15 protein-coding genes, 1 tRNA gene and 2 pseudogenes are annotated in these 19,668 nt (G+C 70.3%); 8 read left to right on the top strand and 10 right to left on the bottom strand.

Going from position 1 to position 19,668, the window contains the following annotated elements; translation table 11 throughout:
• Positions 1–85: 85 nt before the first annotated feature.
• From ACZ4Z2_RS23320 to ACZ4Z2_RS23310, 3 genes are all read left to right on the top strand, one after another.
• Positions 86–997: an aminoglycoside phosphotransferase family protein gene (locus ACZ4Z2_RS23320; protein WP_468078664.1), complete on the top strand. Its 912-nt coding sequence runs from the start codon at positions 86–88 to the stop codon at positions 995–997.
• Between the two features lie 218 nt (positions 998–1,215).
• The gene (locus ACZ4Z2_RS23315; protein WP_468078575.1) at positions 1,216–2,268 is read left to right on the top strand and encodes a glycoside hydrolase family 5 protein; all 1,053 of its coding nucleotides are present in this window, start codon (positions 1,216–1,218) and stop codon (positions 2,266–2,268) included.
• Between the two features lie 566 nt (positions 2,269–2,834).
• Positions 2,835–3,374, top strand: a complete 540-nt coding sequence (locus ACZ4Z2_RS23310) for a transposase (RefSeq protein WP_468078574.1) — start codon at positions 2,835–2,837, stop codon at positions 3,372–3,374.
• A 1,095-nt stretch (positions 3,375–4,469) separates the two neighbouring features.
• Here the strand turns inward: ACZ4Z2_RS23310 and ACZ4Z2_RS23305 are convergent.
• Positions 4,470–5,039, bottom strand: a pseudogene (locus tag ACZ4Z2_RS23305) (transposase); the annotation flags it as partial.
• 3 nt (positions 5,040–5,042) lie between these two features.
• Between ACZ4Z2_RS23305 and ACZ4Z2_RS23300 the strand changes: the two are divergent.
• Positions 5,043–5,665 (top strand): annotated as a pseudogene (locus ACZ4Z2_RS23300) (site-specific integrase); the annotation flags it as partial.
• A gap of 128 nt (positions 5,666–5,793) precedes the next feature.
• Here ACZ4Z2_RS23300 and ACZ4Z2_RS23295 read toward each other — a convergent pair.
• Positions 5,794–5,867 (bottom strand) — tRNA-Thr (locus tag ACZ4Z2_RS23295).
• A 232-nt stretch (positions 5,868–6,099) separates the two neighbouring features.
• On the opposite strand from ACZ4Z2_RS23295, the gene ACZ4Z2_RS23290 reads away from it, so the two are divergent.
• The 3 genes from ACZ4Z2_RS23290 (at position 6,100) to ACZ4Z2_RS23280 (ending at position 8,842) form a co-directional block, all read left to right on the top strand.
• On the top strand, positions 6,100–7,236 hold the full coding sequence (locus ACZ4Z2_RS23290; protein ID WP_468078573.1) for an ABC transporter ATP-binding protein: 1,137 nt from the start codon (positions 6,100–6,102) through the stop codon (positions 7,234–7,236).
• Between the two features lie 230 nt (positions 7,237–7,466).
• Entirely contained in the window at positions 7,467–7,931 is a 465-nt protein-coding gene (locus tag ACZ4Z2_RS23285) for a hypothetical protein (protein ID WP_468078572.1), read from the top strand.
• Between the two features lie 179 nt (positions 7,932–8,110).
• Complete coding sequence (locus ACZ4Z2_RS23280; RefSeq protein WP_468078571.1) at positions 8,111–8,842, top strand: nucleotidyltransferase family protein; 732 nt, start codon at positions 8,111–8,113, stop codon at positions 8,840–8,842.
• A 202-nt stretch (positions 8,843–9,044) separates the two neighbouring features.
• Here the strand turns inward: ACZ4Z2_RS23280 and ACZ4Z2_RS23275 are convergent, their stop codons facing one another.
• The 6 genes from ACZ4Z2_RS23275 to ACZ4Z2_RS23250 all read right to left on the bottom strand — a co-directional run bounded on the left by ACZ4Z2_RS23275 (position 9,045) and on the right by ACZ4Z2_RS23250 (position 15,710).
• On the bottom strand, positions 9,045–10,790 hold the full coding sequence (locus tag ACZ4Z2_RS23275) for a DoxX family protein (RefSeq protein WP_468078570.1): 1,746 nt from the start codon (positions 10,788–10,790) through the stop codon (positions 9,045–9,047).
• Between the two features lie 104 nt (positions 10,791–10,894).
• Positions 10,895–11,836 (bottom strand): 23S rRNA (guanosine(2251)-2'-O)-methyltransferase RlmB, encoded by a 942-nt coding sequence (gene rlmB, locus ACZ4Z2_RS23270; protein ID WP_468078569.1) that lies wholly within the window; start codon positions 11,834–11,836, stop codon positions 10,895–10,897.
• A 117-nt stretch (positions 11,837–11,953) separates the two neighbouring features.
• Entirely contained in the window at positions 11,954–13,357 is a 1,404-nt protein-coding gene (gene cysS, locus ACZ4Z2_RS23265) for a cysteine--tRNA ligase (RefSeq protein WP_468078568.1), read from the bottom strand.
• Positions 13,358–13,685: 328 nt separating this feature from the next.
• Positions 13,686–14,192 (bottom strand): 2-C-methyl-D-erythritol 2,4-cyclodiphosphate synthase, encoded by a 507-nt coding sequence (gene ispF / locus ACZ4Z2_RS23260; RefSeq protein WP_468078567.1) that lies wholly within the window; start codon positions 14,190–14,192, stop codon positions 13,686–13,688.
• Entirely contained in the window at positions 14,182–14,946 is a 765-nt protein-coding gene (ispD, locus tag ACZ4Z2_RS23255) for a 2-C-methyl-D-erythritol 4-phosphate cytidylyltransferase (RefSeq protein ID WP_468078566.1), read from the bottom strand. The genes ispF and ispD overlap by 11 nt, the downstream gene beginning before the upstream one ends.
• A 281-nt stretch (positions 14,947–15,227) precedes the next feature.
• The gene (locus ACZ4Z2_RS23250) at positions 15,228–15,710 is read right to left on the bottom strand and encodes a CarD family transcriptional regulator (RefSeq protein ID WP_003953493.1); all 483 of its coding nucleotides are present in this window, start codon (positions 15,708–15,710) and stop codon (positions 15,228–15,230) included.
• Between the two features lie 661 nt (positions 15,711–16,371).
• Between ACZ4Z2_RS23250 and ACZ4Z2_RS23245 the strand changes: the two genes are divergently transcribed.
• A complete protein-coding gene (locus ACZ4Z2_RS23245; protein WP_468078565.1) occupies positions 16,372–17,055 on the top strand; it encodes a copper chaperone PCu(A)C domain-containing protein in 684 nt (227 codons plus the stop codon).
• Between the two features lie 196 nt (positions 17,056–17,251).
• On the opposite strand, the gene phoP is transcribed toward ACZ4Z2_RS23245, so the two are convergent.
• Together phoP and phoR are read right to left on the bottom strand one after the other, a co-directional pair.
• A complete protein-coding gene (gene phoP, locus ACZ4Z2_RS23240) occupies positions 17,252–17,932 on the bottom strand; it encodes a two-component system response regulator PhoP (RefSeq protein WP_020140130.1) in 681 nt (226 codons plus the stop codon).
• Positions 17,929–19,188: a two-component system sensor histidine kinase PhoR gene (gene phoR, locus ACZ4Z2_RS23235; protein WP_468078564.1), complete on the bottom strand. Its 1,260-nt coding sequence runs from the start codon at positions 19,186–19,188 to the stop codon at positions 17,929–17,931. Before phoR ends, phoP begins: the two co-directional genes overlap by 4 nt.
• Positions 19,189–19,668 lie beyond the last annotated feature (480 nt).

Raw genomic sequence — 19,668 nt, 5'->3', positions numbered from 1 at the left:
GGCCGGACGCTAACCCCTGCCGACGGACCTTGTCTCCTTCGGATTCCGTCGCTCCCACCGCCTCGGAAGGCCGGAAAAACAAGGGATTCCCCGCCGCCGCGCGCGTAGGGTCGCCCGCGTGATCGATGTTCCGGAGGCACTGGCCGAGACCCAGGCGGAGATCAACGGAGCGGCGGGCCGGAGGTTCGTCGCCGGGCTCCCCCGGCTGACCGCCGCGTTCCTGGACCGCTGGGGGCTGCGCCTCGACGGCCGCCCCATGCACGGCATGTGCGCCCTGGTCGTCCCCGTGGTCGACACGGCCGACGGCACCCGGGCCGTCCTCAAGCTGCAGCTCCTCGACGAGGAGAGCGAGGGCGAACCGGTCGCCCTGCGCGTCTGGGACGGCGACGGGGCCGTACGGCTCCTGCGGTACGACGACGAGACGGGCACGATGCTCCTGGAACGCCTCGACCCGGCCCGGATGCTGTCCCACGAGCCGGACTCCCGCAAGGCCGTCCTGGTCATCGCCCGCCTGCTGGCCCACCTGACCGCGACCCCCGCGCCGGCGGGCCTGCGGCGCCTGTCCGACATCGGGGCGGCCATGTTGAGGCGCACCCCTTCCGTACTGGACCGGATCGCGGCCCCCGGGGACCGCCGGCTGATCGCCGACTGCGCCGCCGCCCTGCGCGAGGTGCTCGACGAGCCCGGCGACCGGCTCCTCCACTGGGACCTCCACTTCGACAACGTCCTGGCCTCCGACCGCGCCCCCTGGCTCGCCATCGACCCCAAGCCCTTGGCCGGCGACCCTTGCTTCGATCTCTGGCCCGCCCTGGACAACCGCTTCGACCCCGACGAGGTCCGCTGGCGCTTCGACGCGATGACCGACGTCCTCGGCCTCGACCGCCGACGGGCCGGCGCCTGGACCCTCGCCCGCGTCCTCCAGAACGCCCTGTGGGACATCGAGGAGGGCCGCGACCTCCAGCCGGACGACCTGGAAATCGCCCGCCGTCTGCGCTGAGCGCCTGGCTGGGAGCGGCCGGTGCCGGGCCGTGCGCCGGCCGTTGCGCCCTGAGTTGGTCGTGCCGCACCTCTTGCAAAGGTCCGGACCAACCGCTACCCATATCTGTTAGGAAGGTTTCCTTCTAGTTGCAGCACCACAGGCACCCCAAGCACCCCAGGCACCAGTGCACCCGTCGACCCCTCGACCCCTCGACCCCTCGACCGCCAGGAGCCCCCATGAGACCGGCACGATCCCTCCTGCTCACCGCCGCCCTCCTCCTGCTCGGCCTCCCCCAGACCACCCAGCCCACCCAGGCCGCCCCCCGCACCGCCCACACCAACCCAACCGCCCGGGTCGCCACCCCCGTGGCCGCGAACGGCCAGCTCAAGGTCTGCGGCACCAAGCTCTGCAACGCCCGCGGAAAAACGATCCAGCTGCGCGGCATGAGCACCCACGGCCTCCAGTGGTACAGCCAGTGCGTGACCAACGGCTCGCTGAACGCGCTGGCCACGGACTGGAAGGCCGACGTCCTGCGCATCTCGATGTACATCCAGGAGGGCGGCTACGAGACCGACCCGCGCCGCTTCACCGACCTGGTCCACGCGGCGATAGAGCAGGCCACGGCCCGCGGTATGTACGCGATCGTCGACTGGCACATGCTCGACCCCGGCGACCCGCACCAGAACCTCGCCCGCGCGAAGACGTTCTTCTCCGAGATAGCCCAGCGCCACCGCGACAAGAACAACCTGCTGTACGAGATAGCCAACGAGCCCAGCGGAGTGAGCTGGTCGCGCATCAAGAGCTACGCCGAGCAGCTGATCCCGGTCATCAGGGCCAAGGACCCCGACACCCCGATCCTGGTCGGGACCCGGGCCTGGTCCTCACTCGGCGTCTCGGAGGGCGCGAACGAGTCCGAGGTGATCAACAACCCGGTGAACGCGTCCAACATCATGTACACGTTCCACTTCTACGCGTACTCGCACCGGGACGAGTACCTCCAGACCCTCTCCCGCGCGGCGGACCGCATCCCCGTCTTCGTCACCGAGTTCGGCACGCAGAACTACGCGGGTGAGGGCGCGAACGACTTCGCCATGTCGCAGCGCTACCTCGACCTGCTCGCCGCGAAGAAGATCAGCTGGGTCAACTGGAACTTCTCCGACGACGAACGCACCGGCGCGGTCTTCAAGCCGGGCACGTGCGAAGCCAACGGCCCCTGGACCGGCACGACTTCCCTCAAACCGGCGGGCACCTGGATCCGCGACCGCATCAAAACCCCAGACGACTTCTGACCACGCCCCACCCCGAACAACGACACGCCCCCCGGGCGCCGAAGCCGACCCTGACTCCGACCCGGGGGAGCCGAGACGAATCCCCAAGCCCGTTGGTTGAACGCTCAGTTGCCGCCGGACGGAACTCCACCCCCGCCCGGGACGGTTCTGGTCGAGTACCTGCTGGGTCTGGAGCTCGCCGATGCCGGCTTCGACCGGCCGTGCGCGCACGGACTCCACGATCGTGCTGTCCGCCGCGCTGCAGATCAACGGGCTGGTACGGCTCGGTGAGACCCTGCGGGCCGCGCTGAACAGCGTGGCCGCCTGCGAGCCGGAGTGGCTGGCCCGCCGGGCTCCGTCCGACTGGTTCGACCGGTACGCAATGCGGTTCGAAGACACCCGCCTGCCCAAGGGCAAGACCAAGCAGACAGAGCTGATCGAGCAGATCGGCGCCGACGGGCTGAGCCTGCTGGCGGTCCTGCACACACCGGATGCCCCCACGTCCCTGCGGCTGCTTGACCGGGTGCAGACCCTGCGGCAGATGTGGATACAGCACTACGTCGTGGACGACGGGCAGGTCCGCCGCCGTGACCTCAAGGACCGACACGGACGCGCGGGGGAGCGTGAAGCGCGGCATCTTCCGGGACGGCTACAAAGTCCACCTCACCGAGACCCGCGAGCCGGACAGCCCGAACCTGATCACACACGTCACCACCACCGACTCCACCGTCCAGGACGTACGCCTGGTCGGCCCGATCCATGCCCACCTCGCCGAGCGCGACCTCCTGCCCGGCTGGCACCTGGTCGACGCTGGCTACGCGACAGCCCGGGAAGTGGTCACCGCCCGCCAGGACCACAAGGTCGACCTGGTGGGCCCGATCCTCGCGTCCACCAGCTGGCAGACCAAGGACGGCGGCGGCTTCTCACAGGCCGACTTCACCATCGACTGGGACAACCGGCGGGTGACCTGCCCCAACGGCAAAACCACCAGCCACTGGAGGGAATGCAAGGCCCGGGAGCAGTGCACCCGCAACAGCAAGTCGGACGTGGGCCGCCGGATCACCCTCCGTCCGCAAGCAGAGTATGAGGCGACCCAGCGGGCGCGGGCCCAGGAAGACACCCAGTAGGGTCAATGCCCGCCCACCCCCAGGGCCCGCCGTCCGCTTCCTGTCACTTCAGTCAAGCTAGGGGTACGTGAAGTAGGTCAACAGCACCTCTGGCGACCAACGAGTGCAGGTGGTTGCTGCGGGAGGGTTGTGGCGGTAGCAAGCAGCTACCTTCACCGAGTATGTGTTGTAGGGATCGCCGCGCATGTTTGTGCAGTGCGCCGCCGCCAGGGTGACCCTGCTCACCACCTGCCTACCGCCTGGCGTCTTGTACTTCTGCTCGGAGGTCCGTGAGGGGCAGTTGATGCTCCAAGAGACCTTGTAGTAGCTGGCCGACCAGTAACCGCCGATATAGAAACTAACTGAGTCCCCGCATCGGCTGAACTGCGTGCCCAGGGACGGGCTCTTGTCAAACTTCCAGCGGGGAGGCTTACCGCCTACAGTTTGACCTCCATTCGCCACCCCGTTTACGTACTCACACGGCGCGGCCTTGGTGAGGCGGGGCGCCGCCAGCGAGTCACCGGCCGCAGATACCTCAGGGGTGAGCAGAGGGCTACAGGCCAGGGCACCAGCTGCGAGGGAGCTGATCGCCAATCGGCGCGACGGGAATGTCAGAAATGCCTTCATGATCTCTTGCCCTTTCCCGAGGCCAACCTCGCAGCGGGCGCTGGTCCGCTCATATTGGCCGGCACATAGAGATGCAGGGGAGCCACTCAGATGGGTCACCGCCGGCCCTGAACTGCTTGGGCGAGAAGAGGTCGGTGAATTCCCCTAGGCAAGACAATCGTTTCATCAGTCCCCCCATGATCGCATCTCTACATAAGCTTCAAGGTCGGCTGCGTCTCGGCGCACGGCTTGCCTTGTTTGAGGGGTGGGTACATGTTGCTGCGCTTGCCCTCCCACACGCCATCTCGGCCTAACGCTTCTTGGGTGTGAGTGAACATGACTCGGGCCATGCCCTTGCAGGCTTGAACCGCCAGGGATTCCCAAGCCAGTTGACTTGGCTCATTGCCACGACGCCGTATGCCCTGCCACTCAAGTGGTCGCCTGCCGTGCGGCACGGGCGGCGGCCGGGCTGGAGTGGGGCGGAGACAGACATCCGATGCGTTTGATCAGTCAAGCGGTGTTGGGGAAGGCGGTCTGCTCGTCGTAGGGGATGCGGTGGGTGAGGCAGTGGTGCAGGCAGCCCAGTAGGCGGTTGAAGAGGTTGCGTTGGGCTGCGACGTGTCGGTCTTCGGCTGCGCGGCGGCGGTCGTAGTGGGCTCGTGCTCCGGGGGAAGCGGTGAGTGCGGCGAAGGCCCATATGTAGCCGGCTGAGGCGAGACGCTGGTTCTTGATGTGTCTGGCCAGGACGGTGGTCTTGCGTCCGGAGGATCGGGTGATGGGGGCGGATCCGGCGTATGCCTTGAGTGCGCGTGGGCTGGTGAAGCGGGTGTGGTCGTCGCCGAGTTCGGCCAGGACGCGGGCGCCGGTGAGGGCACCGAGGCCGGGGAAGCTGGTGATGATCTCGGCGTCCTCGTGGGTGGCGAAGGCGGCGGTGGTGGCTGCTTCCAGGTCGTCGGCGCTGGCGCAGGCCGCATTGAACTGCCGCAGCAGAGCGAGCGTTTTGGTGCCCATGACCTGCTCGATCGTGGGCGGCTGGTGCATCTGCGGCACGCGGAGCAGGGCGTGGAGTCGTTCGACTTCACATGCGGCCAGCCATGGTCGGAGACCAACCTCGACCGGCATTCCCTCACCGTCACCGGCCAACTCATCCAGGACGGGTGGGAAGTCGAGGCTTCCGAACCGAAGACCGACAGCGGGTTCCGCGTCGTGGCCCTGGACGACGACACCGTCGGCGTGCTGCAGCGGCACCGCAAGCAGCAGGTGGCGGACCGCGAGGAGTGGGGAACAGCCTGGGTCGAGACCGGGCTCGTCTTCACCCAGGAAGACGGCTCCTAGCTGCACCCCGGGACGGTGACCGACCTCTTCGAGCGCCTCGTTGCCGCCTCCGGGCTCCCGCCGATCCGGCTGCACGACCTCCGCCACGGCGCGGCCACGCTCATGCTCGCCGCCGACATCGACGTGAAGATCGTCTCGGACAGGCTCGGGCACAGCGACACCCGGATCACGCGGGACATCTACCAGAGCGTCCTGCCCAGGTCGGCAAGAACGCAGCCGAGGCCACCGCCAAGCTGGTCCCGCTTCAGCGGAAGACCGCGGCGGAGGAGGCCGCCCGCAAGGCAGCGAAGGCCGCCAGGAAGGCCAAGGACAAGGCGAAAGCCGCGACCAGGGCCAAGGGGAAGGCCAAGCGGAAGAAGCCCCGGAAGTAGGGCGCCGGACCGCTCCGCTCACGCATCGCTCACGCAAGCCATCTCGCAGCGCCCCGGCCGTGTGACGCGTCACGCCCCGAGTAACAGGAAGCCCCAGGTCAGCGGCTATCTGACCTGGGGTTTCTCGGAGCCCCCTGTCGGATTCGAACCGACGACCTACGCATTACAAGTGCGTTGCTCTGGCCAGCTGAGCTAAGGAGGCGTCGCCCCGCGCGGGGGCGCCCGTGCAGTGTACCCACGTCAGGGCGCGGGACCGTCGAAAATTTCCGCGAAGTTCACAGGGGTCGAGGTACTGACAGACGAGGTGAACGCCAGGTACCGTCCTGAGCCAGTCCCTCGCATGGACTACACCACCGTGGAACCGTCCCCGGTGGATCACCACCTTTACTCGGATCGTCCGGCACGTTCCTGCCGGTGAAGGGGGTCTACGACCCATGGCCACTGTCACGTTCGACAAGGCGACCCGGATCTACCCGGGCTCCACCAAGCCCGCCGTCGACCAGCTCGACATCGCGATCGAGGACGGCGAGTTCCTCGTCCTGGTCGGACCGTCCGGTTGCGGCAAGTCCACCTCCCTCCGCATGCTCGCGGGCCTGGAGGACGTCAACGGCGGCGCCATCCGCATCGGCGACCGCGACGTCACGCACCTGCCGCCGAAGGACCGGGACATCGCCATGGTGTTCCAGAACTACGCGCTCTACCCCCACATGACCGTCGCCGACAACATGGGCTTCGCCCTCAAGATCGCCGGCGTCAACAAGGCGGAGATCCGGCAGAAGGTCGAAGAGGCCGCCAAGATCCTCGACCTCACCGAGTACCTGGACCGCAAGCCGAAGGCCCTCTCCGGCGGTCAGCGCCAGCGTGTCGCCATGGGCCGCGCCATCGTGCGTGAGCCCCAGGTGTTCCTCATGGACGAGCCGCTGTCGAACCTCGACGCCAAGCTCCGCGTCTCGACCCGTACGCAGATCGCGTCGCTCCAGCGCCGCCTCGGCATCACCACCGTCTACGTCACCCACGACCAGGTCGAGGCCATGACGATGGGCGACCGCGTGGCGGTCCTCAAGGACGGTCTGCTCCAGCAGGTCGACACCCCGCGCAACATGTACGACCGCCCGGCCAACCTCTTCGTCGCCGGCTTCATCGGCTCCCCGGCCATGAACCTGGTCGAGGTCCCGATCACCGACGGCGGCGTGAAGTTCGGCAACAGCGTCGTCCCGGTCAACCGCGACGCCCTGAAGGCCGCCTCCGACAAGGGCGACCGCACGGTCACCGTCGGTGTCCGCCCCGAGCACTTCGACGTGGTCGAGCACAACGGCGCCGCCGCCTCCGCCCTGACGAAGGACACCGACGACGCCCCGGCCGGCCTCGCCGTCACCGTCAACGTCGTGGAGGAGCTCGGCGCCGACGGCTACGTCTACGGCACCGCCGAGGTCGGCGGCGAGACCAAGGACCTCGTGGTCCGCGTCAACGGCCGCCAGGTCCCGGAGAAGGGCGCCCAGCTGCACGTCGTGCCGCGTCCGGGCGAGACCCACGTGTTCTCGACCTCCACCGGCGAGCGCCTCTCCGACTGACCCGGACAGCACCTCCGCGAAACCACCGGCCCGGGATAAATCACCCAGGTTGACGAAGAGGGCCCCGCAGACAGCCTGCGGGGCCCTCTTCCATGCCCTCAACTACCCCGGCAAACCGGCTCATTTCGACCCGTGTGCGTCAACGCGCCACCTGGAAAGCGGCGCTGCGGCGTCCCCCGTATCGGTGACCTAATGTCGCCATATCACTACCCCGCGCTACCCTCACTCGCGTGAAGCACACCCACACCTACGCCCAACGGACGCGCCGCGGCCCCGGCCCCGCCCGCCGCATCGGCCGCTCCCTCGCCCTCGTCCTGCCCGTCGTCCTGGTGCTCTCCGGCACCCTCGCGGTCACCAGCGTCAACTGGTCGGGCTCCGACCCCTCCGAGTCGATCCTCGCCGCGTCGGACGTCTCCGCCCAGCGGACCTCCCCCCGCGCCAAGGCCCGCGCCCCGCACGAGCTGCTGCGCGACAAGCTCCTCGTGGAGCTCCAGGAGAAGAACCCCGGCGTCGCCCTCACCCACCTCCAGCAGGCCGTCAACGGCCGCCCGTCGCTGGCGAAGCACTGCACATCCATCGCCCGCGCCCTCGGCCGCGCCGCGGTCCGTGCGTACGGCCCCACCCGGGCCCAGTCGTACGCCCGCCCCGTCTGCGACACCTCCTTCGCGACCGGAGTCGCCGCCCTGCACGGCTGAGGACCGCCGCAAGGCACACACGAACACTGAGGGCCCGCCAACGGGCTCGCAGAAACACGGAGGAGCTCCAGGACGCCCAGGGCGCTCGCACCCCCGGTCCGCTCCCCCGGCAACGATCACCCGATACCGATCACCCAGGGCCGTGCTCCCGCGAACGGGGCGCCACGTACAGTTCGGGCATGACCGATCCGAACGCCGCGTCGCGCCCCGTTCAAGCCGTGGTCCTGGCCGGTGGCCAGGGCTCCCGGCTGCGCCCGTACACCGATGACCGGCCGAAGCCCATGGTCGAGATCCCCGGCACGGGCACCCCGATCATCGGCCATCAGCTCGCCTGGCTCGCCGAGGAGGGCGTCACCGACGTCGTCGTCTCCTGCGGCCATCTCGCCGACGTCCTGCAGAAGTGGCTGGACTCGGCCGACCTGCCCGTCCGCGTCACCACAGTCGTCGAGACGGAACCCCTGGGCCGCGGCGGGGGCCTCAAGTACGCCGCCGCGCATCTGCCCCACCCCGACCGGCCCTGGTACGCCACCAACGGCGACATCTGGACCCGCTTCTCGCTGCGCGACATGGCGGACTTCCACACCGAGCGCGACGCCGTCGCCACCCTCGCCCTCGCCCGTCCCCGTATCCCCTGGGGCGCCGTCAAGACCGACGGCTTCGGCCGCGTCACCGACTTCATCGAGGCCCCGCCGACGACGTACGAGATCAACGCCGGCGTCTACGTCTTCTCCCCCGAGTTCGCGGGCCTCCTCCCGGAACGCGGCGACCACGAACGCACCACCTTCCCCCGCCTCGCCCGGGAACGCCGCCTGGCCGGCTTCCCCATCCCCCAGGGCGCCTACTGGCGGGCGATCGACACGGCGAAGGACCTGACGGAAGCAGCGAGGGAACTGGCCACCCTGGGCCGCTAGGCCCTGTCGTCACCAGGGGCTCACCCCCCAAAGGGGCGGGGAACCGCGCGACGAGCCACGGCGGGCCCAGCGGCCGCCGACGCCCCGCACCCCCGAGCTGCCAGGCGACACCGAACACACCGAACACACCCGAACACACGGAACGGGCCCCGCAGGAAAATCCCCGCGGGGCCCGTCTCACCGCCTCGAAAGGCGACAGGACCTACCCGAGCAACCCTCCGACCAGCCCCGGCTGCCCACCGGAGGAGCTGCCCCCGGAACTCCCGTTGGAGCCACCCGACCCCCCGGTCGTCCCGCCGGAGGCACCCGCACCGCCGCTGGACGTCGGCCCCGCGCTCGTCGGCGCCTGCTCGACCGGAGCGGACTGCTGCGGCGGGGCCTGCCCCGCGGTGCCCTGCGTCTGGCTGGGCTGCCCGGTGGCCGCGCCCGCGTCCTGCGTCGCGTCCGGCGTCGTGGTGGCCCCCTGCGTGGGGCTCGCCGACGTCGCCCCGGCGCTCGGCGAGTTGGACGCGGACGGGCTGCGCCGCTCCTTGCGGCTCTTGCCGGGCTCACCCGGCAGCGGCGACCCGGGCAGTTCGTTGCGCGGCGCCTCCCCGGGCCCGGGGACGACGATCCGGTCGGCGTCCCGCACCGCCCCGCCGAGCACCGACCCGACGAGCAGGGTGAGACCGACGACGATCGCGGCGACGAGGGCGCCCCGGCGCAGCACGTACCGCCGCAGCTCCCAGATGTCGGCGCGCGGCCCGAGCGTGCGCCAGGCGCCGCCCGCGAGCCGCCCGTCGACGGAGTACACCGGCGCGCCCGCGATGACGAGCGGGGACCAGGCGGCGAGGTAGATGATGTCGGGCGTCTCGTAGACGGGGACGGTCTTCCAGCTGACGGTCACCAGCAGTGCGGCCGACAGCAGCACCCCGAACCCGGCGGCGACCCGCTGCCACAGTCCGAGGATGGTGAGAACACCGACGATGACCTGGGCGAACGCGATGACGAGCCCGGAGCCGACCGGGTGTTCGAGGGCGAACTGCCGCAGCGGCTCGGCGACGTCCCACGGGTGCAGCGTGTTGAGCCACTTCACCATGGAGCCGCGCTTGCCGCCGTCGAAGTAGTGCGGGTCGCAGAGCTTGCCCATGCCGGCGTAGATGGAGATGAAGCCGAGGAAGACCCGCAGCGGCAGCAGCACCACGCCCAGGTTCATCCGGCGGCCGGGGTAATAGCCGTGCCGCACCGGCTCGTTGCCGGAGCGGCGCCGCGTCCGCTCGTCGTCCGTGTCGCCGTCGTCGTACGCGTCGGCGAACCGTTCGTCGGCGTGGTCGTCCCGGACCGCGTACCCGGGTTCGTCGTACGCGCTGCCGACCTGGCGCATGGCGGGCAGCAGCCGGGTGCCGTCGGGGACGGCGTGGTCGCCGTGGGTGCGCTGGCTGCCGACGATGGGCGTCTCGACCGTCTCCACCGTCAAGTCGGCGTCGTAACGCGCGCTTTCCGCGCCGTACCGCGCGCCGTCGGCGCCGTAGCGGACGCTTTCGGCGCCGTATCCGCCGGTGTCGGCGCCGTATCCGCCGGTGTCGGTCTCCGTGACGCCGACGCGCGGGATGACCTGGGTGGCGCCGGCGTCCCTGACGGCCTGGAGGAGGCGGTGGGCCCCGGTGTCGTCCGGCGCGGACTTCCCGCTCCAGACGACCGGGCGCCGACGCCCGGCGGCGGGCGCGCCGGAGCGCACCGCCGTGCCCACGACGGGCATGCGCGCGGTGTCCTCGCCGGCGCTCAGGTGCCGTGCGATCCGCGGGGACGCCCGCGTGGAGGCGCCCAACTGCACGCGGAAACTCGCGTGGTTGACGATGACCTGCGCCGGATCGCTCGGCACCTTCACCATGCTCAGCGCGGGAGCGTCGTCGAATCCCGACGAGCGGTCCCCCGTGGGTGTGCGGGGTGTTCTGGTGTCCACACTCATCTAACCGAGTGACGTGTCGTTAGGACACTGCTTTGACCGCGCCGATCTGTCCGGACCGCGTCAAGGTGATCGCGAACACCCCGAACCCCCAGTTGAGGGCCCTGTCAGCCCCGGCGCCGAGCCGCCTCGTACAGCACAACTCCCGCCGCGACACCGGCGTTCAGGGACTCCGCGCCACCGGGCATCGGAATCCGCACCCGGAAGTCACAGGTCTCCCCGACGAGCCGCGACAGGCCCTTGCCCTCGCTGCCGACGACGATGACGACGGGCCCCTCCAGGGCCTCCAGCTCGCCCACCTCGGCCTCGCCGTCCGCGGCCAGACCGACCACGACGACACCGGCCTTCTTGTAAGCCTCCAGCGCGCGCGTCAGGTTGGTGGCGCGGGCGACGGGCGTACGGGCGGCCGTACCGGCGGACGTCTTCCACGCGCCGGCGGTCATCCCGGCCGCGCGCCGCTCGGGTACGACGACACCGTGGCCGCCGAACGCGGAGACCGACCGGACGACGGCACCGAGGTTGCGCGGGTCGGTCACCCCGTCGAGGGCGACGATCAGCGGGTCCTCGCCCTCGTCGAACGCGGCGGCGACCAGGTCCTCGGGGTGCGCGTACTCGTACGGCGGGACCTGGAGGACGAGGCCCTGGTGGTTGAGCCCGTTGGTCATGCGGTCCAGCTCGGGGCGGGGCGCCTCCATGAGGTGGATGCCGCCGCGCTCACCGGCGAGCTGGAGCGCCTCGCGCACCCGCTCGTCGTTGTCGATGAACTGCTGGACGTAGAGCGTGGTGGCGGGCACGCCCTCCCGCAGCGCCTCGACGACCGGGTTGCGGCCGACGACCATCTCCGAGGTGCCCTTGCCGCCGCGCCCGCGCACCACGGGGCGGCGCGCCGTCTGCTTGGCCTTGGCGTTGGCGATGCGGTTCTTCTTGTGCCCCTTGCGCATCTCGGCGGGCGGCGTCGGGCCCCTGCCCTCGAGCCCCTTGCGTCGCTGGCCGCCACTGCCGACCTGCGCGCCCTTCTTGCCGGACATGCGGCGGTTGTTAGCGGCCATGACCTACCCGTCTCCTGGAAGCGTTCGTACACATGCGCGTGTACGTCATTGAAGTCTCGTCTATGCAGTGTGCCGCCCGGAAGGCCGGGCGGCACAATCGATCAAGGTGATCGCGGGTCAGCGCGGACCGAGCGTCCAGCGCGGACCGTCGGGGCTGTCCTCGATGACCAGGCCCGACTGGTTGAGCTGGTCGCGGATGGCGTCCGCGGTGGCCCAGTCCTTGCGGGCGCGGGCGGCCTCGCGCTGCTGGAGGACCAGACCGACCAGGCTGTCCACGACGCCGTGCAGATCCTCGCCGCGGTCGCCGCCCTCGCCGGCCCAGTGGGCGTCGAGGGGGTCGAGACCGAGGACGCCGAGCATGGCCCGCACCTCGGCGAGGCGCGCGACTGCGGCCTCCTTGTCGTCGGCGGCCAGCGCGCTGTTGCCCTGGCGGACCGTGGTGTGCACGACGGCCAGCGCCTGCGGCACCCCCAGGTCGTCGTCCATGGCCTCGGCGAACGCCGGCGGCACCTCGGCCGCGGGCTCGACGACCCCGCCCGCCTTCTCGACGACCCGCTGCACGAAGCCCTCGATACGCGCGAACGCCGACTCGGCCTCGCGCAGGGCCTCCTCGCTGTACTCGATCATCGACCGGTAGTGCGGGGTGCCCAGGTAGTAGCGGAGCACGATGGGGCGCCACTGCTTGACCATCTCGCTCACGAGGACCGAGTTGCCCAGCGACTTGGACATCTTCTCGCCGCTCATGGTGACCCAGGCGTTGTGCACCCAGTACCGGGCGAACGTGTCGCCGAAGGCCTTGGCCTGGGCGATCTCGTTCTCGTGGTGCGGGAAGATCAGGTCCAGCCCGCCGCCGTGGATGTCGAACTCGCTGCCCAGGTACTTGTGCGCCATGGCGGAGCACTCCAGGTGCCAGCCCGGCCGGCCCCGGCCCCAGGGCGTCTCCCAGGTGGGCTCGCCCGGCTTCGCCGACTTCCACATGGCGAAGTCACGCGGGTCGCGCTTGCCGGTCTCGCCCTCGCCGGACGGCTGGAGCAGGTTGTCCAGCTCCTGGTTGGACAGCCGCAGGTACTCCGGGAACGACCGCACGTCGAAGTACACGTTGCCGTCGGCCTCGTAGGCGTGGCCGCGCTCGATGAGCCCGCGCATCATCTCGACCATCTCGGTCACGTGCCCGGTGGCACGCGGCTCGTAGGTCGGCGGCAGGCAACCGAGCGCCTGGTAGCCGTCGTTGAAGGCGCGCTCGTTCTCGTAGCCGATCGACCACCAGGGGCGGCCCTGGTCGGCCGACTTCGCGATGATCTTGTCGTCGATGTCCGTGACGTTCCGGATGAACGTCACGGCGTACCCGCGGTACTCGAACCACCGACGCATGATGTCGAAGTTGAGCCCCGAGCGGATGTGGCCGATGTGCGGGGCCGCCTGCACGGTGGCACCACACAGGTAGATCGAGACGCAACCCGGCGTGATGGGGTCGAAGTCACGAATCTGCCGGGCGCTGGTGTCGTACAGGCGAATAGTCACGCCTCCAGGGTAGTGGGCAACCGCGAGTGCGCTGCGCCGATCGGGGCGAAGGGCCACGATTTCGTGACACATGGCCACGCCGCCGGGCCGGGCGCCCTGTAGCTCGGGGGTGCGTGTGCGTCGGCGGGTGCGGGTCCGTGGGGGTTTCTCGCACGGTTCCCCGGGCCCCTGAAAAGCGCCCGGGGCGGCGCCCCGTGCTGTTAAAGGGCGCCACCCGATGAAGGCCGGACCGCAGGCCCATGCCTTCAGGGGCGTGGGGAACTGCGCGAGAAATCCCCCATGGACCCGCAGTCGCCAACGCACCCCGCGGCCCCGAGCCAGGCCGCGCTCAGACCCTCGCGACCAGCGCCGTGGCGACCGCCATCAGGCCCTCGCCGCGGCCCGGGAACCCCAGCCCGTCCGTCGTCGCTCCGGAGACGGACACCGGCGCTCCCACGACCTCCGACAGCACCTTCTGCGCCTCGTCCCGCCGCTTGCCGATCTTCGGTCGCGGCCCCACCACCTGTACCGCCACGTTGCCGATGACGAATCCCGCGTCCCGGACGATGCGCGCGGCCTCCGCGAGGAGGGTCACCCCGGACGCCCCGGACCACTCGGGCCGGCCCGTGCCGAAGTGCTGCCCGAGGTCACCGAGGCCCGCCGCGGAGAACAGGGCGTTGCACGCGGCGTGCGCCACCACGTCCGCGTCGGAGTGCCCGGCGAGGCCCGGCCCCTCCCCCTCCCATCTCAGCCCGGCGCACCACAGCTCCCGGCCCTCCTCGAAGGCGTGGATGTCGGTGCCGATGCCGACCTGCGGCAGGACCACCGCGGGGGTCGGGTGCGTCTCAGAACCCATCGTTCAGCCTCCTGCGGGCGAGGACCGCCTCCGCGAGGACCAGGTCGAGCGGGCGGGTCACCTTGAACGCCTCCTCGTGCCCGGGCACGACCACGACGCGCAGGCCGAGCCGCTCCACCATGCTCGCGTCGTCGGTGACCTCGCCGGTGACCGTCTCGTGCGCCCGCACCAGGGTCGCCCGGTCGAAGCCCTGCGGGGTCTGCACGGCCCGCAGCCGCGCCCGCTCCGGGGTGGCGACGACCGGCTCCGGCGTGCCCGGCGCGGCCGTCGGCTCGACCTCCTTGACCGTGTCGGCGAGGGGCAGCGCGGGCACCACGGCGGGCGCCCCGTCGCGTACGGCCTCGATGACGGCGTCGACCGTGTCGACCGGGACGAGCGGGCGCGCCGCGTCGTGCACCAGCACGATGTCGTAGCCGGGGGGCAGCGCGTCGAGGCCGAGGCGTACGGACTCCTGGCGTGACTCACCGCCGGGCACGACGAGGAAGTCGGTCCGCTCGGGCAGCGCGTGCGCGTCGAGCAGGGACTTGACCTCGGCGGCACCGTCGGGCGGTGCCACCACGATGACGAGGGAGACGGCACGGGACGCGGCCATGGCCCGTACCGCGTGGATGAGCATGGGGGTGCCGTTCAGCGCCCGAAGTGCTTTGGGGGCGCCCGGACCGAGGCGTACGCCCCGACCGGCGGCCGGGATCACGGCTGCCGTACGGGCTCCGGCGCCGGTCGCGGAAGGCGAAGGACGCGAATCGTCAGACATCGGTTCCTGTCAGGTTTGTGTGCTCGGCCTACGTGGGTATGGCCACAGCGTGCCGGGCGCGACATCTTGACCGGACCCCTTCCGTGACATCTGGTCGAGTCAGCTGCCCGGGCCCGGCACGCTAAGTATCGGGGACTCCACCCCGTCGTACGGCATCCGGTTCCGTGGCCGGGTACGAACATGCCGCAGCGCCCGGCGACATTACCTACGTCATCGGGCACCGCGGCATTTACTGTGCTGCGCTGAGCGGCTGAGCGGGCTGGCTGCCTGCCTCAGTCAGTTCAGGACGCGAGGACCTCGTCCAGCAGGGCCTCGGCCTTGTCCTCGTTGGTGTTCTCCGCGAGGGCGAGCTCGCTCACCAGAATCTGGCGGGCCTTGGCGAGCATGCGCTTCTCGCCGGCGGACAGTCCGCGCTCGCGCTCACGACGCCACAGGTCACGGACTACTTCCGCGACCTTGATGACGTCGCCGGAGGCGAGCTTCTCCAGGTTTGCCTTGTAGCGACGCGACCAGTTCGTGGGCTCTTCGGCGTACGGTGCGCGCAGCACCTCGAAGACCCGGTCCAGGCCGTCCTGACCGACCACGTCACGCACACCCACGAACTCCGCATTGTCCGCCGGCACGCGCACCGTCAGGTCACCCTGGGCGACCTTGAGCACCAAGTAGGTCTTGTCCACGCCTTTGATCTGGCGAGTTTCGATGGCCTCGATCAGCGCGGCCCCGTGATGGGGATAGACCACGGTGTCGCCAACCTTGAACGTCATGTGACAGGTACCCCTTCCGTGGCTATCCAGGGTAACACGGATACGGCGTGTTCTGAATGGCGTTTTCGCAGGTCAGGGCATATCTCGGGGCTTGACAACAGCAACAGGAACGTGCTGCGAGGGGCGAACGGTAGTGGGTATTCGCAGGTCGGAGCGGCTCTCCGGGCGGAGTGAAACGCGTACGTTACACGCATCCGGAGGGGTCCTCGACTGTCCGAACGTCCTACTTTGTCCGCCTCCAAGTGTGCGACTTCCGTTACTCCGTTCGGTGGGCGGAGTCGGGTACGAGACGTTTCCGGAATTGATCAAGAACTTCGATCTCCCGGAGATGTCACGCCGTTACCGGATCGTGTTCCGGAGGGGTTCCGCGGCGGTTCCGGAGCGCTTCCGGAGGGGTTCCGGAGGGGTTCCGGAGCTTCTGGCGGCTGATCGGTTTTTCGCGGCCGTACGCATTCTCGGCGGAAATCGAGCGGCGGCCGGGAAGGGATCGGCGGGGGTTATGTGAATGCCGGGCGAGCGCGCGCGTGGGCCGTCCTCGGAATTGCTTCCGGTGACGCGCCGGGCACTTGGGGAGGGTCGGGTGCGGCCGCGACCGGGCGGCTCGGTAACCTAAGCCCGCTACCGATCACGTATCGCCCACGTTCAAGGAGTTGCCGCCGCCGTGAGCAGCAGCCTTCGACGCGGCGCACTCGCCGCCGCCGCCCTCGCGTTCTCGATCGCCTCGCTCGCCGCGTGCAGCGCCGGCAGCAACGCCCAGACGCTCCAGGTCAAGCCGGACAACGCGGCGACGACCGTCGGGGACATCAAGATCCAGAACGCGATCGTGGTCACCCAGCCGGACGCCGCCGCGAAGGGCCCCGCGGTCGTCTCGGCGACCCTGTTCAACAGCTCCACCACCGACCAGACGCTGGACTCCGTCGCCGTGGACGGCGCCGGCGAGGCCAAGATCACCCCGGTCAAGGGCGAGGGCAAGGGCGGCAAGGTCGTCGTACCGGCCGGCGGCCGGGTCATCCTCGGCGGCGAGGGCAACGCCTCCGCCGTCCTGTCGGACATCGGCTCCGCCGTGCGGAACGGCAACGCCCAGAAGATCACCTTCACCTTCAGCGAGACCGGTGACGTGAGCCTGCGCGCCTTCGTGGTCCCGGCCGAGCACTACTTCGAGAAGTGGGGCCCGAGCGACATCCCGGAGGCCCCGGTCACCAGCCCCAGCCCGTCCGACAAGGCATCGGGCTCGCCGTCCGCCTCCGGTTCGCCGGAGGACGGCACCGCCGAGGAGGAGGGCGCCGCCGCCGGTTCCTCCGGCTCGCCGTCCGCCTCCGAGTCCGAGGCGGCTTCCAGCCACTGAGCGCCGTACACCCGACGTACGCCGAAGGGCGGCACCCCGTGTGGGGGTGCCGCCCTTCGGCGTCGTTCGGACGGGCCGGCCCCGATGGCTCGCCGGCTCTCCGGTTTACGGCTTGCGCGTTGCGGCTTGCCGTTGCGGCTTACACGCTTACGGCTTGCGCGTTGCGGCTTACGGCTTACGGCTTACGGCTTACGGCTTACGGCTCGAACTTGTAGCCGAGACCACGGACGGTGACCAGGTATCTGGGCGCGCCCGGGTCCGGCTCGATCTTGGCGCGGAGGCGCTTGACGTGGACGTCGAGGGTCTTGGTGTCGCCCACGTAGTCGGCGCCCCAGACGCGGTCGATGAGCTGCATGCGGGTCAGCACGCGGCCCGCGTTGCGCAGCAGCATTTCGAGCAGGTCGAACTCCTTGAGGGGGAGGTCGACCTTGGAACCGGAGACGGTGACCACGTGACGGTCGACGTCCATACGGACCGGACCGGCCTCCAGCGCGGCCGGGGTGACCTCCTCGGGCTCGCCGCGCCGGCGCAGTACGGCCCGGATACGGGCGACGAGCTCGCGGGACGAGAACGGCTTGGTGACATAGTCGTCGGCTCCTATTTCCAGGCCCACGACCTTGTCGATCTCGCTGTCCTTGGCCGTGACCATGATCACCGGGACGTTGGAGCGGTTGCGCAGCTGCCGGCAGACCTCGGTGCCGGGCAGGCCGGGCAGCATCAGGTCGAGGAGGACGAGGTCGGCGCCGTTGCGCTCGAACTCGTCGAGTCCGTCGGGCCCGGTGGTCGCGATGGCGACCTCGAAGCCCTCCTTGCGGAGCATGTAGGACAGGGCGTCGGAGAAGGACTCCTCGTCCTCGACGACGAGCACTCGGGTCACGGAAGGACCTCCGGGGCGGGATGCGATTCGTACGGGGATGACTCGTTGTGCGGTTGTCCGTCCTCGTCGTCGTCGAGGTCCGGGTGGTGCGTGGCGCGGTCGCGGGACGCGCCCGCCTCCGGCAGCCTGAGGGTGAAAGTGGAGCCCTGGCCTTCGGAGCTCCACACCGTGACCTGCCCGCCGTGCGAGGCCGCCACGTGCTTGACGATCGCGAGTCCGAGACCCGTGCCGCCGGTCTGGCGGGAACGGGCCGGGTCCACGCGGTAGAAGCGCTCGAAGATGCGCTCCTTGTCCTTGTCGGAGATGCCGATGCCCTGGTCGGTCACGGAGATCTCGATGAGGTCCCCGCCGGGCGCGGACACCCTGCGGGCGGCTATGCCGACGCGGGTGCGGGCCGGGGAGTAGTTGACGGCGTTCTCGACGAGGTTGCCGAGGGCCGCGGCGAGCTGGCCGCGGTGGCCCCAGACCTTCAGCGCGGCGGTGCCGCCGGCGGCGATGGTGATCTGCTTGGTGCCTGCCTGGTGGCGGCAGCGGTCGACGGCCTCGGCGACCAGCTCGTCCACCCGTACGGGCTCGGCGTCCTCCAGCGGGTCGTCGTTCTGCACGCGGGAGAGGTCGATGAGCTCCTGCACCAGGTTGGTGAGCCGGGTTGCCTCGATCTGCATCCGCCCGGCGAAGCGTTCCACCGCCTCCGGGTCGTCGCTGGCGCCCATCACGGCCTCCGAGAGGAGGGACAGGGCGCCGACCGGGGTCTTCAGCTCATGGCTCACGTTCGCGACGAAGTCGCGCCGTACCGCCTCTATGCGGCGGGCCTCGGTGAGGTCCTCGACGAGGAGCAGCACGAGCCGGGAGCCCAGCGGGGCGACGCGCGCGGAGACCGCGAGGGCGTCGCCGCGACCGGTGCCGCGCCGGGGCAGGTCCAGCTCGACCTGCCGTATCTCGCCGTCCCGGCGGGTGTCGCGCGCCATCTGGAGCATCGGTTCGATGGCGAGCTTGCCGCCACGGACCAGCCCCAGGGAGTACGCGGCCGAGCTCGCCTTGACGACGGCGTCCCCCTCGTCGAGCACGACGGCGGAGGAGCGGAGCACGGAGAGCACGGTGTCCACGCCGGGCGGCAGCACCGGGTCAGTGTGCAGGGAGGTCCTGGTCGGACGCTTCTGCTCGCGCTCGCTGAAGCGGAACGCCAGCATGGCGATGACACCGGTGAGCACACCGGCGATCGCTGCCGCTGCGGCGACCGCCGCGTTCACGTCCATGCATCCAGGTTAGGCACGAGGTCGGACATCCCCACAGCACTCGAAGGGCGACCTCGAACACTCGTCGCCCAGAGTTCACCTTGGAGCCAGTGATGGTTCATTTGGGATGGCGGAAACGGACGCGTACAGGTCGGAACGTGGCGGCGTGGGGTTCATCCGGGCCCCCCGGGCCGGCATCCGCTCCTGCCCGGCGGAACGGCGGCCGCGCCTTCGCACGGGGCACGGCGGCCGGCGATGTGACGGCACGGCTCCCGAAACCGGAACCCGGCCGTCGCCCAGTGGTGGCGGTACGGCTTCCGGGCACGGAGGGCGGCCGTCACCGACGCGGTGGCGATGCGGCTTCTCCGGACGGGAGGCGGCCGTCGCCGACGTGGTGGCGGTACGGCTTCTCCGGACGGGAGGCGGCCGTCGCCGACGTGGTGGCGGTACGGCTTCTCCGGACGGGAGGCGGCCGTCGCCGACGTGGTGGCGGTACGGCTT

This window comes from Streptomyces sp. NPDC030183 (assembly GCF_055573455.1).
This window is presented reverse-complemented; position numbering and strand designations above follow the sequence as displayed.

Excerpts from the sequence above, each read along its gene's own strand:
- ACZ4Z2_RS23280 (WP_468078571.1), top strand. The coding sequence starts at position 8,111 with ATGACCGATCCGAACGCCGCGTCGCGCCCCGTTCAAGCCGTGGTCCTG.
- ACZ4Z2_RS23290 (WP_468078573.1), top strand. The coding sequence starts at position 6,100 with ATGGCCACTGTCACGTTCGACAAGGCGACCCGGATCTACCCGGGCTCC.
- ACZ4Z2_RS23275 (WP_468078570.1), bottom strand. The coding sequence starts at position 10,790 with ATGAGTGTGGACACCAGAACACCCCGCACACCCACGGGGGACCGCTCG.
- rlmB (WP_468078569.1), bottom strand. The coding sequence starts at position 11,836 with ATGGCCGCTAACAACCGCCGCATGTCCGGCAAGAAGGGCGCGCAGGTC.
- phoR (WP_468078564.1), bottom strand. The coding sequence starts at position 19,188 with ATGGACGTGAACGCGGCGGTCGCCGCAGCGGCAGCGATCGCCGGTGTG.
- ACZ4Z2_RS23250 (WP_003953493.1), bottom strand. The coding sequence starts at position 15,710 with ATGACGTTCAAGGTTGGCGACACCGTGGTCTATCCCCATCACGGGGCC.
- ACZ4Z2_RS23315 (WP_468078575.1), top strand. The coding sequence starts at position 1,216 with ATGAGACCGGCACGATCCCTCCTGCTCACCGCCGCCCTCCTCCTGCTC.
- ispF (WP_468078567.1), bottom strand. The coding sequence starts at position 14,192 with ATGGGTTCTGAGACGCACCCGACCCCCGCGGTGGTCCTGCCGCAGGTC.
- ispD (WP_468078566.1), bottom strand. The coding sequence starts at position 14,946 with ATGTCTGACGATTCGCGTCCTTCGCCTTCCGCGACCGGCGCCGGAGCC.